13 protein-coding genes are annotated in these 15,039 nt (G+C 61.0%); 6 read left to right on the forward strand and 7 right to left on the reverse strand.

The window, feature by feature from the left end; all coding sequences use genetic code 11:
- Positions 1 to 56: 56 nt before the first annotated feature.
- From ACP15O_RS05710 to ACP15O_RS05720, 3 genes are all read left to right on the forward strand, one after another.
- Positions 57 to 401 carry an STAS domain-containing protein gene (locus ACP15O_RS05710; protein ID WP_425095084.1) on the forward strand — a complete coding sequence of 115 codons (345 nt, stop codon included), beginning with the start codon at positions 57 to 59 and terminating at the stop codon, positions 399 to 401.
- A complete protein-coding gene (locus ACP15O_RS05715; protein WP_425095085.1) occupies positions 385 to 864 on the forward strand; it encodes an ATP-binding protein in 480 nt (159 codons plus the stop codon). The genes ACP15O_RS05710 and ACP15O_RS05715 overlap by 17 nt, the downstream gene beginning before the upstream one ends.
- Positions 865 to 1,094: 230 nt before the next feature.
- A complete protein-coding gene (locus ACP15O_RS05720) occupies positions 1,095 to 2,672 on the forward strand; it encodes a gamma-glutamyltransferase family protein (protein WP_425095086.1) in 1,578 nt (525 codons plus the stop codon).
- A gap of 3 nt (positions 2,673 to 2,675) precedes the next feature.
- On the opposite strand, the gene hspQ is transcribed toward ACP15O_RS05720, so the two are convergent.
- Positions 2,676 to 3,002: a heat shock protein HspQ gene (gene hspQ / locus ACP15O_RS05725; protein ID WP_425095087.1), complete on the reverse strand. Its 327-nt coding sequence runs from the start codon at positions 3,000 to 3,002 to the stop codon at positions 2,676 to 2,678.
- A gap of 84 nt (positions 3,003 to 3,086) precedes the next feature.
- Here hspQ and ACP15O_RS05730 point away from each other — a divergent pair, with 84 nt between their 5' ends.
- Both ACP15O_RS05730 and ACP15O_RS05735 read left to right on the forward strand, forming a co-directional pair.
- A complete protein-coding gene (locus ACP15O_RS05730; RefSeq protein WP_425095088.1) occupies positions 3,087 to 3,968 on the forward strand; it encodes an AEC family transporter in 882 nt (293 codons plus the stop codon).
- Between the two features lie 82 nt (positions 3,969 to 4,050).
- The gene (locus ACP15O_RS05735; protein WP_425095089.1) at positions 4,051 to 4,641 is read left to right on the forward strand and encodes a transglycosylase SLT domain-containing protein; all 591 of its coding nucleotides are present in this window, start codon (positions 4,051 to 4,053) and stop codon (positions 4,639 to 4,641) included.
- 9 nt (positions 4,642 to 4,650) lie between these two features.
- On the opposite strand, the gene ACP15O_RS05740 is transcribed toward ACP15O_RS05735, so the two are convergent.
- The 4 genes from ACP15O_RS05740 to ACP15O_RS05755 all read right to left on the reverse strand — a co-directional run bounded on the left by ACP15O_RS05740 (position 4,651) and on the right by ACP15O_RS05755 (position 10,940).
- Positions 4,651 to 5,256 (reverse strand): LolA family protein, encoded by a 606-nt coding sequence (locus ACP15O_RS05740; RefSeq protein WP_425095090.1) that lies wholly within the window; start codon positions 5,254 to 5,256, stop codon positions 4,651 to 4,653.
- A 69-nt stretch (positions 5,257 to 5,325) separates the two neighbouring features.
- Positions 5,326 to 8,280, reverse strand: a complete 2,955-nt coding sequence (locus tag ACP15O_RS05745) for a DNA translocase FtsK (RefSeq protein ID WP_425095091.1) — start codon at positions 8,278 to 8,280, stop codon at positions 5,326 to 5,328.
- Between the two features lie 16 nt (positions 8,281 to 8,296).
- Positions 8,297 to 9,475 (reverse strand): aminotransferase class I/II-fold pyridoxal phosphate-dependent enzyme, encoded by a 1,179-nt coding sequence (locus tag ACP15O_RS05750; protein ID WP_425095092.1) that lies wholly within the window; start codon positions 9,473 to 9,475, stop codon positions 8,297 to 8,299.
- A gap of 133 nt (positions 9,476 to 9,608) precedes the next feature.
- Complete coding sequence (locus ACP15O_RS05755; protein ID WP_425095093.1) at positions 9,609 to 10,940, reverse strand: amidase; 1,332 nt, start codon at positions 10,938 to 10,940, stop codon at positions 9,609 to 9,611.
- An 81-nt stretch (positions 10,941 to 11,021) separates the two neighbouring features.
- On the opposite strand from ACP15O_RS05755, the gene ACP15O_RS05760 reads away from it, so the two are divergent.
- The gene (locus ACP15O_RS05760; protein ID WP_425095094.1) at positions 11,022 to 12,239 is read left to right on the forward strand and encodes a UbiH/UbiF/VisC/COQ6 family ubiquinone biosynthesis hydroxylase; all 1,218 of its coding nucleotides are present in this window, start codon (positions 11,022 to 11,024) and stop codon (positions 12,237 to 12,239) included.
- A 674-nt stretch (positions 12,240 to 12,913) separates the two neighbouring features.
- Here ACP15O_RS05760 and ACP15O_RS05765 read toward each other — a convergent pair.
- Positions 12,914 to 13,705 (reverse strand): cytochrome c1, encoded by a 792-nt coding sequence (locus ACP15O_RS05765; RefSeq protein WP_425095095.1) that lies wholly within the window; start codon positions 13,703 to 13,705, stop codon positions 12,914 to 12,916.
- Between the two features lie 16 nt (positions 13,706 to 13,721).
- Positions 13,722 to 15,035, reverse strand: coding sequence for a cytochrome b (gene petB / locus ACP15O_RS05770; protein WP_425095096.1), 1,314 nt, complete (start codon positions 15,033 to 15,035; stop codon positions 13,722 to 13,724).
- Positions 15,036 to 15,039 lie beyond the last annotated feature (4 nt).

Here is a 15,039-nt window from a genome sequence, read left to right on the forward strand (position 1 = left end):
TGGTAAGGATTTCGTCTTAGCGTCGCTCGGGAAAGAGTGTCGTGAAAGAGGTTTCCATGCAAATGTCCAGTGCCGCGCAAGGCGGTTATCAAGTCGTCTCGGTCGAGGAAGACCGGATTGATGCCGCCGTCGCCATCGCGTTCAAGGATCAGATGCGCCAGCTGACCGAGGGCGGATCTTCAGAGGTGGTGCTGGATCTCAGCACCGTAAGCTTTATCGATTCCAGCGGCCTGGGCGCGATCGTGGCTGCGATGAAACAGCTGGGCAATGCGCGCAAACTCCACCTGGCCGGCCTGATGCCAAATGTCGAAAAGGTGTTTCGCCTGACCCGTATGGATATGGTCTTTGCCATTCATCCTTCGGTCGAAGATGCTGTAGGCCTTCATGCTGATCGGGCCTGAAACGGATTTTCATTTCCCCAAGCGGAGCGAGCTAACCGTGCCGAACCGGTTCGACATCCGATTTGACGCCACTGAAATGGGTGTCCGCCAGACTTTGACCAGCCTGCTGTCCTTTCTGACTGAAATCGGAATCGGAGAGATGGACAGAGGCACCGTGGAAATCGTCCTGGCCGAAGCGCTGAACAACGTGGTTGAACATGCCTATGCCGAAACCGGGCAGGGCAGTATCGAATTGCAGTGCAAATCACAGGTTGACCGGCTGGACGTCGCCATCATGGATCAGGGCCCCCCCGTACCCGTCCACGTTTTTGCCGAAAGATCCGCGCCCGACACAGACGTCCCCCTGGACGATCTGCCCGAAGGCGGGTTTGGCTGGCTGCTGATTCAGAACATGACTGAAAATCTGGCCTATCATCGTGTGGGGGATACAAACTGCCTGCGGATGGCGATTCCCCTCACGTAATCCTGGCGCAAATCCAACGCGCCGCAGAATTGCCCGATTCACCTCATATTCGCGCCCGAAACCTGAGTCAAAAAGACGGTGTAGCTGCAAGAGCTTCCCTCGGCGTCGCGCGTTTACAGCCCCCACCCAGTGCGCGACGTCGAGGTCTACCTTTCTCCTGATCGTTCCGCGGGGCATGGACTTGGCAACAAGATTGCCTAAAGTCCGAAGCGGAACTCAGGGAGCCTCAGATGAGAGATTTTCACCAGCCCGGCCGATCAGCCGTCTTCGCAAGCAATGGCATGTGCGCAACCTCGCATCCATTGGCAGCCAAAACCGCAATCGACATCTTGGAACGTGGCGGCAACGCCGTCGATGCTGCGATTGCCGGAGCGGTGCTACTGGGCATCTGCGAGCCGCAAATGACGGGCATTGGCGGGGACTGTTTTGCTTTGATCAGCCCGGCAGGGTCCGACGAAATCTTGGCGCTGAATGGCTCGGGGCGCGCGCCCGGCAAAGCCACCGCCAGCGATTTGCGCGCAAAAGGGCTGACAACGGTGCCGCTTGACAGTGCAGATGCGGTGACAATCCCCGGCGCGGTCGATGCCTTCTGCCATATGTCGGAGCAATACGGCAAGCTTGGGCTGGACGTGCTGCTGGCGCCCTCTATCCACTACGCCGAAACCGGCGTCCCCGTCGCCCCGCGCGTTGCCTTTGACTGGCCCACTGCGGCCGCGTGCCTGAATGACGCGGGCAAACGCCATTTTCTGATCGACGGACAGCCAGGCAAAACCGGCCAGCTTTTCACTGCCCTCGGACAGGCTGACGTGCTGCGCCGAATCGCCCGCGATGGGCGCAGCGCCTTCTACGAGGGTGAGGTGGCCGAGGACATGCTGGGCGCTTTGCAGGCCTTGGGCGGGCAACACACAGCCGAGGATTTCGCCGCAACAGCCTGCACACCGACGACACCGATCAGCGGCACGTATAAATCCGTCGATCTGGTTGAGCACCCGCCAAATGGGCAGGGCGCAACGGCCATATTAATGCTTAACATACTGAAGCATTTTGATATTTCTGGGATGGATCCATTCGGCAGCCGCCGCGCACATATCGAGGCAGAGGCCGCAAAACTGGCGTATGACGCGCGAAACCGTTTGCTGGCCGATCCTGATCATACCTCGCGGCTGGCGCATATGCTGGCACCGGAAACCGCCGCGAAACTGGCCGGTCTGATCAATCCTGGGCGCACGATTCCTGCGGCAGCCCCGCTGACCGAGGCAATCCACAAAGACACGGTTTATATTACCGTGGTTGACCGGGATCGCATGGCAGTGTCCCTGATTTACTCGATTTTTCATGGGTTTGGATCGGGGATCGCCAGCCCGAAATTCGGGATTTTGTTCCAGAACCGGGGCGCGGGTTTCAGCCTGGAGCCCGGACACCCGAACGAGCTGGCCGGCGGCAAACGCCCGATGCACACCATCATTCCGGGCATGTTGCGCCAAAATGGGCGCGTGACCATGCCCTTTGGTGTGATGGGCGGGGCCTATCAGCCGAACGGCCACGCGCGTTTTGTCTCGAATATCGAGGATTTCGGCTTGCCCCCGCAAGAGGCAATCGACGCGCCCCGGACGTTCAGCGATGCCGGGCAGATGAATGTCGAGCGGGGCTATTCGGAGGCTGTCCGGCAAGAGCTGGCCGATCTGGGCCATGATGTCCGCATCCCCGAACAGCCGATTGGCGGGGCCCAGGCCATTCTTATTCGCGAAGATGGCGTACTGGAGGGCGGCTCGGACCCCCGCAAAGATGGCTGCGCCCTGGGCTACTAAACCCTAGTTCAGCTGAAATTGCAGCGGGTACTGGCCATCTTCGAACGGGCCGAACAGATCAGGGATGTCGGGGTGGCTGACCGGCTCTCCGGAATAGTCGGCGATCAGGTTTTGCTCGGACACATAGGCCACGTAATAGCTCTGATCGTTTTCGGCCAGCAGATGGTAGAACGGCTGCTCTTTCGAGGGGCGGCTGTCCTCGGGGATCGAGTGATACCATTCCTCGGTGTTGTTAAAACGCGGATCAACGTCAAAAACCACGCCGCGGAACGGGTGTTTTTTGTGACGGACAATCTGTCCCAAATGGTATTTCGCACGCGTCTTAAGCATTAGATTGCAGCCCCTTAAAGCCATGGATAGACGTAAACTCGGGTGAATGTCCATGAATTGACAGAAAATAGCGGGAAACAGTCTGTGAACCTTGCTTTGACAGTGTTGGAAATAACGGCGCCGGTGTTCATTTTGGCGGCGGTCGGGTTTGGATGGGTGAAGGTCGGGTTCGAATACCGGGTGGAATTTGTCACGCGGCTGGCCATGACGCTGGCCGTTCCCTGCCTGATTTTCACCGCTCTGATGAAGACGCAGATACAGCCCGAGGCGCTGACCTCGTTGTTTTTTGCCTCGGCGGCCGCATATGGCGTGGTCTCGGTGGCGGCCTGGGCGCTGGTCCGGCTGACGCGGCTGGATGTCCGGACCTTTCTGGCCCCCATCATTTTCGGCAATACGGGCAACCTGGGCCTGCCGCTGGCGATGTTCGCCTTTGGCGAGGTCGGGCTGGGCTATGCTGTCGTGGTCTTCGCGGTGATGGCAGTCTGGTCTTTCACCTTTGGGGTCTGGCTGGTGGCGGGCGGCGGATCGCTGGCCAAAGTCGTCAAGGAGCCTCTGGTTGCGGCGACCCTGCTGGGCGGTCTGTTCCTGTGGCAGGGCTGGCAGACGCCGATTTTTCTGACCAACGCGCTGGAGCTGATCGGCCAGATGGCGATTCCGATCATGCTGATCACCCTGGGCGTGGCCGTGGCGCGGATGACGCCGGGCCATGTGGGCCGCGCCATCTGGATTTCGCTGGCCAAGCTGGCGCTGTGCTTTGGGCTGACCTGGGGGGTGGGGCTGTGGTTTCATCTGGATCGCACCGCCTTTGCCGTTCTGGTGCTGCAATTGTCCACACCCGTGGCTGTCACCTCGTATCTGCTGGCCGAAAAATACGGAGCCGATGCCGAATCCGTCGCCGGGCTGGTGGTGGTTTCAACGGTAATGTCCGTGTTCGCGATCCCGATCATGCTGGCCGTGCTGTTGTAACGCGGACAATCACGCGGAATTGTCATTTCCCCAACGGGCAATTTTCGCTAAAATGCCAAAAAACAAAGAAAGCGAGAGGCAAATGAGCAGAACTCTTCGCGTGTTGGTCATGATTGTGCTGCTGGCATCCTGCGGCGGGGGGAACTATTCGGCCCCGCGCAATTTGGATAATGCCTGTTCAATCCTGGCGCAGCGCCCCAAATATGCCCGCGCCTTCCGCGCGACCGAGCGCCGCTGGGGCGTGCCGGTACATGTGCAGATGGCCACGATCTATCAGGAAAGCAAATTCATCGGCAACGCCCGCACACCGTTCCGCTATGTGCTGGGCGTGATTCCGATGGGGCGGCAAAGCTCGGCCTATGGTTATGCGCAGGCGCTGGATGGCACCTGGGATGAATACCGGCGCGCCACCAACAGTTACGGCGCCCGGCGTGATAAAATCCGCGATGCGACGGACTTTATGGGCTGGTACATGAACAAATCGCGCGAAAAGAACGGGATCAGCCTGCACAATGCGCGTCACCAGTATCTGGCCTATCACGAAGGCCACACCGGCTATGCGCGCGGCAGCTATAAGCGCAAAAGCTGGCTGATGCGGATCTCGGCCGAGGTGGGCGCACGCGCTCAGCGCTATGAGGCGCAGCTGGCCACCTGCCCGCGCCGCTTACGCTAAGCGCGCGGGTCAGCGCCCGTCGGTGATGTTCTCGGTTGCGGCCCGGATGTCGAAGATCGAGTTTTTGATCCGCGGGCCGAACTCCATTTCGCCCAGAACGACGGTCGTTGCGCTGCCGGCCTGATCGTTGATCACCCATTGGCGCAGCTGCACCGGCGCGTCGGTGAATACCAGCTGGATATTGCCGTATTCGGGGCTTTCGGGGTCCATCGCGGTTACCGTCGTGGCGGTGCCGTCATAGGATTTCCCCGCCACCATATCCGAGCGCGTCAAATCCACATTCCGCCGCAGCACGATATTCAGCGGGGTCTGTTTCAGCGGATAGGTTTCGGGGCCGGTGTTGCTTTTGGGGTCAAAGATCGCGACAGCCCCCTGCCCGGCCAGCACCAGCGCCTGCGTCGGCGGGTCGTATTCGAACCGCGCGCGCCCCGGACGTTTCAGCCAGATACGCCCCGTCGAAACCGAGCCATCATCGTTAATTTGGGTGAACTTACCCTGCGCCGTGGCGAAGCTGTTCAGATAATCCGAGATCTGATCCAGGCTCAGCTCGTCGGCTGCGGCGGGGATAGCCAGCGCCGCAAAGACCGGCGCAAGAAGGTAGCGATACATTTTCATATCCCCTAGATAGGCATTCGGGCGCGCGAACGCACCCGAACTTAGCTCACAAATCTGCGATGCGGCGGCTTATTGCTCGGGCACCAGAATTTCGCGTTTACCGACGTGATTGGCGGCGCTGACGACGCCTTCGTCTTCCATCTGTTCCACCAGACGCGCGGCCTTGTTATAGCCGATCGCCAGTTTGCGCTGGATATAAGACGTCGAGCATTTGCGATCCTTGATCACAATCGCCACGGCCGTGTCATAGAGCGCATCCTCGGCGTCCGTGTTGCCGCCGGTGTTCAGGCCCAGCACCGCGTCGATATTGTCGGCCTTATCCTCACCCGGACCTTCGACCACACCGCCGACGTAATCGGGCGGGCCAAAGCTCTTCAGATGGGTGACGATTTCCTCGACCTCTTCGTCGCTGACGAACGGGCCGTGGCAACGGGTGATTTTCGCGCCCCCCGCCATATACAGCATGTCGCCCATGCCCAGCAGCTGCTCGGCACCCATTTCGCCCAGGATCGTGCGGCTGTCCACTTTGGACGTCACCTGGAAACTGATCCGCGTGGGGAAGTTGGCCTTGATCGTGCCGGTGATCACATCCACCGAGGGCCGCTGCGTGGCCATGATAATATGGATCCCCGAGGCCCGCGCCATCTGTGCCAGACGCTGAATGCAGGCTTCGATTTCCTTACCGGCGACCATCATCAGATCGGCCATTTCGTCAACGACAACAACGATATAGGGCATCTTGACCGGAGTGATCTCCTCGGTCTCGAACACCGGATCGCCGGTTTCGTCATCGAACCCCGTCTGCACGGTCCGGCTGAAGGTTTCGTTCTTGGCCAGAGCATCCGCGACGCGGCTGTTATAGCCGTCGATGTTGCGCACACCCATTTTGGACATCTTGCGGTAACGGTCCTCCATTTCGCCGACCACCCATTTCAGGGCCACGACCGCCTTTTTCGGATCGGTCACAACGGGGCTCAACAGATGGGGGATACCGTCATAGACCGACAGTTCCAGCATCTTGGGGTCGATCATGATCATGCGGCATTCATCGGGCGTCAGGCGATACAGCAGCGACAGGATCATCGTGTTGATCGCCACAGATTTACCCGAACCCGTGGTCCCTGCGATCAGCAGGTGAGGCATCTTGGCCAGGTTCGCCACGATCGGCTCGCCGCCGATGTCTTTGCCCAGGGCCAGAGGCAGTTTCATATTCGCATCGCCAAAGGACCGCGCGGCCAGGATTTCGCGCAGGACGACCTTTTCACGATTTTCATTGGGCAGTTCGATCCCGATCACGCTGCGCCCCGGCACGGTGGACACACGCGCGGACAGTGCGGACATGCTGCGCGCGATGTCATCGGCCAGGCCGATCACCCGGCTGGCCTTCAGGCCCGGCGCAGGTTCCAGTTCGTACATGGTGACGACGGGGCCGGGGCGAACGCTGACGATCTCGCCTTTGACGCCGTAATCATCCAGCACGTTTTCCAGCATCCGCGCGTTTTCTTCCAGCGCCTCGTCGCTTAGGTGATGGCGCTGAATATTGGCCGGGTTGGTCAGCAAATTCAGCGGAGGCAGCTCGAATTCCACAGCCATTTCATCGAATTGCAACGACGGCTGCGCCTCTTTCTGCGCCTGGGTCGAGGGCTGGATCGGTTTGCGATTCAACGGTTTGACCACCACTTTGCGCGGCTGTTCTACCGGGATTTGCGGCGGGGCCACGGGCTGCGGCGCAGGGGCCGGGGCCGGGGCCGAAACAGAGGCAGGCGCGGTGTAGCTTTCCTCGGGCATGGTTTCGAACGAGGCATCAAAGATGTTTTCCTGAGGCAACGCGTCCGTATAGGCCGGCTCAACAGGCAGTTCAGGCTGCATTTCGATCGAAGCCGCAGGGACGGCGGTCATCGGCGGCTCGCTGGGCAGGTCCGCATGGGCGGCGGTTAGCGGCGGTTCGGGCGGCAACGGGCCCGGATCGGCCTCCAGAACCAGAGCCGAAGGACCACGGCCCCGGCCCTTGGTCAGGGGCGCGGCAATCTCGGGCTGGGCGGCGGCGCGGCTACGGATCACATCCGCGATCTTGGCCTTAATACGGTCATCGCCGGGGGCCTGGCCGGGATCGGCCGCCAGGGCGGGCTCGACCAGTTCGGATTCGGGCAGCGGCTCGGGCCGGCGGATCAGGCCCGGCACACGCTGCAACAGGCTGGGCTTGGCCGGCTCTTCGATCGCGGGGGCGTCCTCATAGTCATGCGCGGCGTAATTGTCGAAGGGTTCAACCCATTCGTCCTGCGCGCCAGGCGTGGCCGCAGGCGCAGCGGCAGCGCGCGCATCGCGGCGGGCCCGCTGACGCGCCTGCAATTCCTGTGCCGCCACCACAGCCCCCGAGGCCCCACGCCCCAAAGCCGTCAGCAGCACCGCATAAAGCATCACCACCCCGACCAGCAGGAACCGGAACAGGCGGCGCAGTTCGGCCACGGAAAAGCCCAGCACATAGGTGCCCAGAACAATCGCGGCCACAGCAAAAAGCATCGACATCAGGTTGATCCCAAAGGCCATGCTGAACGGCAGGATATTCAGCAAAACCCCCAGAACGGTATCCCCGAAATGCCCCCCCAGGCCAAAGCCCTGCCCCCAATCGGGACCGGGCGCCAGGGTCGAGGCATAGACGGACAGCACCGCCATCCAGATCGGAGTCAGCAGCGCACGGCTTAGCGCGCGCTCCTCGCCCAGATGCAGGCCGAAACGGAATCCCCAGGCCAGCAGGGCAATCGCCAGCCCCCAGGATCCCAGCCCCAGAATCATGAACATCGGCGCAGTAATCGAGGCCCCCAGCCGCCCCAGCAGATTCTGCACCGGCGCGTCCGTGGCCAACATGAACGAAGGATCATCCGGGCTGTAGGACGCCATCATGGCCACGGCGGCCACCCCCACAATCGCCAAAGCGATCCCGATCAGTTCCTTCCCGCGTTTTTCGATCGCAGCCTGCATATCGCTGTCAAAAAGCGGGTCTCGTCCTCTGGTTTGAAATGCCATTCCTGCCCTCGTTCTCTTACCTGTAGATGCAGTCGCGCAGACGGATCAGGCCTGCGCGCAGCTCTTCTTTTGGGGCCACCATGGCGACCCGGATATAGTTTTTGCCGGGGTTTTCCCCGTTCACGTCGCGGCTTAGATACGCGCCCGGCAGGACGCGGATGCCGGTTTCTGTCCAGGCCTTCAGCGCGGCCTGCTCGCCGTCCTCGACAGGAAGCCACAGGAAAAACCCGGCCTCAGGCCCCTGATACCCCTGGATCGAGGCAAAGACCTCATCCGCGACGGCATATTTTTCCCCATAGAGGCGGCGATTCTCGATCACATGCGCCTCGTCTTCCCACACCTTTTGCGAAACATGCTGAATCGGCAGCGGCAAAGGCGCCCCCGCATAGGCGCGCAACTGTTTGATCCGCTTCAGGCTTTCGACACCGCCCGCCACAAAGCCCGAGCGCAGCCCCGGCAAGTTTGACCGTTTCGACAGAGAATGGAACACGATCACGCGCTCGGGATCGGCACCCATGTCCCTGGCCACCTCCAACGCGCCGGGGGGCGGGGTGTCACGGTAGATCTCGGAATAGCATTCATCCGCGAAGATCTGGAAATCATATTGTTCGGCCAGACGGATCAGATCGGCCCAATAGGCGCGGCTGGCCACCGCACCCTGCGGGTTGGCCGGGCTACAGATATAGGCCGCGGCGGTGCGCGTCAGCACGTCGGGCGGCAGGGCGGTATAATCCGGCAGATAGCCGTTTTCACGCGTGGCCGAGACGAAAACAGGCTCGGCCTGCACGGACAGCGTGCCAATCATATAGACCTGATAAAACGGGTTGGGGATCAGAACGGTGGGTTTCTGTCCGTTTCGGGCCTCGGGGATCAAGGCCATGGCCGCGTTATACAGCCCCTCGCGCGTGCCGTTCAGCGGCATCACCTGCGTATCGGGGTCCAGCTGCACCCCATAGCGCCGATCCAGAAACCCGGTGATCGCAGCGCGCAGACCGGGCGTGCCGTCATTGGGCGGATACTGCCCAAAACCCGCGATATTCTGCGCCAGCAGATCGCCCACCCAATCGGGAAAGGCGTGTTTGGGCTCGCCGATCGTCATATGCATGACCGGCCCGCCGGGTTCATGCACATCCAATAGGGCGCGCAGACGCGGGAACGCATAAGCCGGTAGGTTGGAAAACCGCTCGGGAAACATCAGATACTGCCTCGGTGTTCGGGATCATTATCGCCCCGTTTGACGCCAGAGTACCCAAGCGCGCGGCTTTCGTCCAGTCATAGCGATGTAAACGCTGCCCCGGATTGGGAAATCCTGCAACAGATCGGCTGGATCAGCCGCGCAGGACGGGATCGGCGGCGGCGGCCAGGCGCAGCAGGCGTTCCTCTTGCAGGGGCAGCCCGTTGAAGATCACACCACAGGACGGCACGCCCGTCGGCAGCGTCACCCCACAATTGCCCATCAGATTCCCCACACGGGTGTTTTGCAGCGCCAGCAGGTTCTCCGAGACATAATAGTCATCGTCGCTTAGCAGCCGATCCACGTTTGGCGGCAAAACCGGAGAGCTGGGGCACAGCACCGCATCAAAACCCTGCACCCGCGCATACCATGTCAGCCGGAGCTGCGTCAGCTGTTCCCATGCCTGTACATACTCTGGCGCGCTGAACTGCGCCCCGCCGCGGAACCTGTCCAGAATGCGATCGAACATCAGGTCGGGGTTGGCCTCAATGACGTCGCGCCACTGGCCATAGGCCTCGGTTGGGAACAAAGGACCGGCCAACGCCATGGCCTGCGCCACTTCGGGGGCCTCGATGGGTTCGATGATGGCCCCGGCGTCGCGCAGTTTGTCCAGGGCAGAGTTAAACGCGGCCAGCGGCTGCGGGCGAATGCCATCCAGCACCACCGATTGCAGCGCGGCAAAGCGTTTCCCCTTCAGTGTCGCGCCGCGCAGATCGGCCGGTTTGCCGCCCTCCAGCATGGCCAGCATCATCGCCGCATCCGGAACCGAGCGGCACAGCGGCCCAATCGTATCGAAGCTTTTGCACAGGGGCACCACCCCGGTTAGCGGGATGCGCCCGGCGGTGGTTTTCAGCCCCACCAGATCGTTCCAGGCCGCCGGAATGCGCACCGACCCGCCGGTATCCGATCCAATCGCGCAGGCCGCCAGCCCAAAGGCCACCGAGGTCGCCGCCCCCGAAGAAGACCCGCCAGAAACCGCTGCATGATCATTCACACACGGTGACGTCTCGGTCACCGGGTTCAGCCCCAGCCCGGAAAAGGCCAGCTCGCTCATGTGGGTTTTACCCAGGCAGACCAGCCCCAAAGCCGTGGCATTGCGCAGCACCCAGGCGTCGCGGTCCGGCACGCGGCCTTTTAGCAGGGCCGATCCCGCCTCGGTCGCGGTGCCGGCCGAATCGAACAGATCCTTCCAGCTGACCGGAACCCCATCAACGGGGGACAGACGCGCCCCGGCCCTGGCACGGGCCGCCGCGGCCTCGGCCTCGGCCAGTGCGCGGTCATGGGTGACAGCGGAATATATCCGATCCCGAAATTCATGGCCGTCGATCGCCGCAAGATAGGTTTGCGTCAGCGCCACCGCATCAATCGAGCCATCGCCAATCCCGCGCCCCAGATCCGTGGCGCTTTTCCAAAGCCAGTCCTGCATAGCCATCCCTTTTCGGTTTTGTCGCACGGTAGCGGCAGCGGAACGCATGGACAATCCCGCATCACGCGCCATATTTGCCGCATGAACACCGATAGCGACATCCTGATCGTCGGAGGCGGGCTGAACGGCCCCGCTCTGGCGCTTGCCCTGGCTCAGGCCGGGTTCAGCTCAACCGTGATCGACGCCCTGCCGGGCGGCGTTCAGACCGATGACAATTTCGACGGGCGCGGCTATGCGCTGGCGCTGGCCTCGAAACGCTTGCTGACTGGCATCGGCGTGTGGGATCAGGTCGCGCCGCAATCGCAGCCGATGCTGGAAATCAAGGTCAGCGATGGCCGCGCCGGCGAGGGCCCGCTGTCCCCATTCTTTCTGCATTTCGACCATACCGAAATCGAAGAAGGCCCGATGGGCTATATGCTTGAAGACCGCTTCTTGCGCCGCGCCCTGGCTCAGGCGATGGCCCTGACCGACCGGATCACAGTGCTGAACGGCGAAACCGTCACCGCACAAGAAAGCGATGCAACCGGGGTCACGCTGACCCTGGCCTCGGGGCGGTTGCTGCGCGGTAAGCTGCTGATTGGCGCAGACGGACGCCGCTCGGGCACGGCCGAACGCGCCGGGATCAAGCGCAGCGGCTGGGATTACGGGCAAACTGCCCTGGTCTGCGCAATCGAGCACGACCTGCCCCACAAAGGCATCGCGCACCAGTTTTTCATGCCCCCCGGCCCGCTGGCGATCCTGCCGCTGCCGGGCAACATGTCCTCAATCGTCTGGTCCGAAACCCACGAAAACGCCGCGCTGTTCCATAGCCTTTCGGATGAGGACTATGTACAGGTGCTGCGCCCCCGTTTCGGAGACTTCCTGGACAATATCCGTCTCGTCGGGAAACGCTTTACCTACCCGCTGAACCTGACAGTCGCGAACAGCCTTACCGCCCCCCGGCTGGCCCTGATCGGAGACGCGGCCCACGGGATGCACCCCATCGCGGGCCAGGGGCTGAACGCTGGCCTGCGCGATGTCGCCGCCCTGGCACATGTGCTGACCCACGCCAGACAACGCGGCGAAGATTTCGCCTCGGAGCTGGTACTGAACCGCTACCAGGAATGGCGCCGCTTCGATACATCCACATTGGCGCTGACCACGGATCTAACCAATAAACTGTTTTCAAACGACAATCCCCTGCTCAGACTGAGCCGGGACATTGGTATGGGCGCCATCAACGCCTTTCCCGGCTTGCGCCGCAGCTTCATGCGAGAAGCTGCAGGTCTGAACGGAGACCTGCCCGACCTGATGCGCTGATACTCTAGGTTGGAAAATGAGTATTTAGATCAGAAAGAAACAAGATGCTCGGCGATCGCCATGCGCATATCTTGCTGGAAGCGAGGATTTAACCCTCTGATCACCATGGTCCAGACTGTGGCAACCTCAGCCTGCTGATCTAGAGCACAGCAAGCCTTCTGGTACTGATACCCCGCAAGAGAACCACCTCTGCCCTGATAGCACAGATCCTGAGGCCGGGTCAGCCTATGGTCCTGATCAGCGGTAGCACTCATCCCGAACACACGGGACGCGCCCCTCAGAAAAAGCGGATCAGTCCTTCCACAACCGATGACCGACAACAACTCTGCTTATAAGAATATCGCTCAGAGTTTTGCATCGCATCACACTGTCAAGCATGGGAAACAGCACTCCGGCGCGCGCCTCGCTATGCTTAACGGCATCTGATGCAACAATATTCGCTCATCACAAGAAAACACTCTGCCTGGTGGATAAGTGGATTTCTTTTTGACCCAAATACTCCCGCCGGAGGCATCAAAAATCACCACATCAACAATCTGCGTCACGCCCGAGGACGCGGCCGCAGGCCAAGGACGAGACATCCAGAGCGCCGCAGGCGCCCAATCTGATACCGCAAAACGGCAAAAGCCCCGCCAGACCGGCGGGGCTTTCATCGCATTCAGGGGTCGTCAGGTTTAGGCCTTTTTGGCGGCTTTCTTGACGGGGGCCCAGATTTTCTTGTTGGTCAGGTACAGCAGAACCGACAGGATGGTCAGCATCAGAACGGCGACGAAGCCGGTCTGCTGGCGGGCCATCATCTTGGGCTCGGCGGTCCACATCAGGAAGGCCGCGACGTCCTCGGCTTCGTGGTGCAGATCGGTCGAGTGGCCATCGGCGTATTCGACATCCTCACCGGCCAGCGGGGGGGCCATCGAAATCCAGCCGCCGGGGAAGGCGGTGTTTTCGTAGTAGGTGGTGCCCGCTTCCTCTTTTTCCTTGCCGGTATAGCCGGTCAGGATCGAGACGATATATTCGGGGCCACCGATACCTTTGAACAGCTGGTTCATGCCGGTGCCGTAAGGACCGTGGAAGCCCGAGCGCGCCTTCGCCATCAGCGACAGGTCAGGCGCGTTGGGATCGCCCCCTTCGGGGAAGAAGTCCGACGCTTTGCGCGGGCGGTCGTCTTCCAGCTCTTCATCGTAGATGTCGAACTGAGCGGCATAGGCACGCACCTGATCTTCGGGCAGATGCGGGCCGCCTTCGTCGGCCAGGGTGCGGATCGGCACGAATTTCAGGCCGTGACAGGCCGAGCAGACCTCGGTGTAGACCTGCAAACCGCGTTGCAGCTGGTTCTGATCGAATTTGCCGAAAGGCCCTTCGAACGAGAAGTCCACGTCATGCACATGGCCTGCACCACCGGCTGCCAGAGCAGCGCCAGCCGAAAGGGTCAGGGCGGCAACTGCGGAAGTCGCGAGTTTCTTAAACATTATCCCGTTTCCTTACTTATTCGGCGGGTTTGCCGTAGTGGTTGTTGAAGTCTTCCTCGATCGTTTCCGGCATTGCGCTGGGTTTTTCGATCACACCCAGCAGCGGCAGGATGACCAGGAAGTACGCAAACCAGTAGGTGGCGCCAATCAGCGAGATGGTCGAGTACGGAGGCTCGGCAGGCATTGCACCGGCCCACATCAGCACGACAAAGTCGACGGCCAGCAGCCAGAACCACCATTTGAACATCGGACGATACCGGCCCGAACGCACCCGCGAGGTATCCAGCCAGGGGGCCAGCGCCATCACGGCGATGGCACCGAACATGGCCAGCACGCCGAAGAACTTGGCGTCGATGATGCCGCCGGTGATCCAGCTGGCAAACATCACCACCCAGACATCGCCGGTGAAGGCACGCAGGATCGCGTAGAAGGGCAGGAAGTACCATTCAGGCACGATATGTGCCGGGGTAACCAGCGGGTTGGCCTCGATATAGTTATCGGGGTGGCCCAGATAGTTCGGCATGAAACCGACGATGGCAAAGAAGACCAGCAGAACAACGGCCAGGGCAAAGATGTCCTTGATCACGAAGTAGGGCCAGAACGGCAGGGTGTCTTTCTCGGCCTCTTCTTTGGAACCGCGACGCACCTCAACACCAGTGGGGTTGTTGTTCCCGGTGGTGTGGAAAGCCCAGATGTGTACGGCGACAAGCGCAGCAATCACGAAGGGCAGCAGATAGTGCAGCGAGAAGAAGCGGTTCAGCGTGGCGTTATCCACGGCCGGTCCGCCCAGCAGCCAGGTCTGGATCGGCTCACCAATGAAGGGAATCGCGCCAAACAGGCCGGTGATCACGGTCGCCCCCCAGAAGGACATCTGCCCCCAGGGCAGAACATAGCCCATGAACGCGGTGCCCATCATCATCAGATAGATCAGCATACCGATGATCCAGGTGATTTCGCGGGGTGCCTTGTACGAACCGTAGTACAGGCCGCGGAAGATGTGCAGATACACAGCCACAAAGAACAGCGAGGCCCCGTTGGCGTGCAGATAGCGGATCATATAGCCGCCATTCACGTCACGCATGATATGCTCGACCGAGGAGAAGGCCAGGCTGACATGCGGGGTGTAGTGCATCACCAGAATGATGCCGGTGACGATCTGCAAAGCCAGGCAGAAAGTCAGGATAATACCCCAGATCCACATCCAGTTCAGGTTCTTAGGCGTGGGGATCATGATGGTATCATAGAGAAGGCCAACGACGGGCAGGCGCGTATGCAGCCACTTCTCTGCGCCCGTTTTGGGCTCGTAATGATCGTGCGGGATTCCGGACATGTGC

The sequence above is a fragment of the Youngimonas ophiurae (nom. illeg.) genome, from assembly GCF_049803795.1.
In the GTDB taxonomy this organism is placed as follows: domain Bacteria; phylum Pseudomonadota; class Alphaproteobacteria; order Rhodobacterales; family Rhodobacteraceae; genus Thalassobius.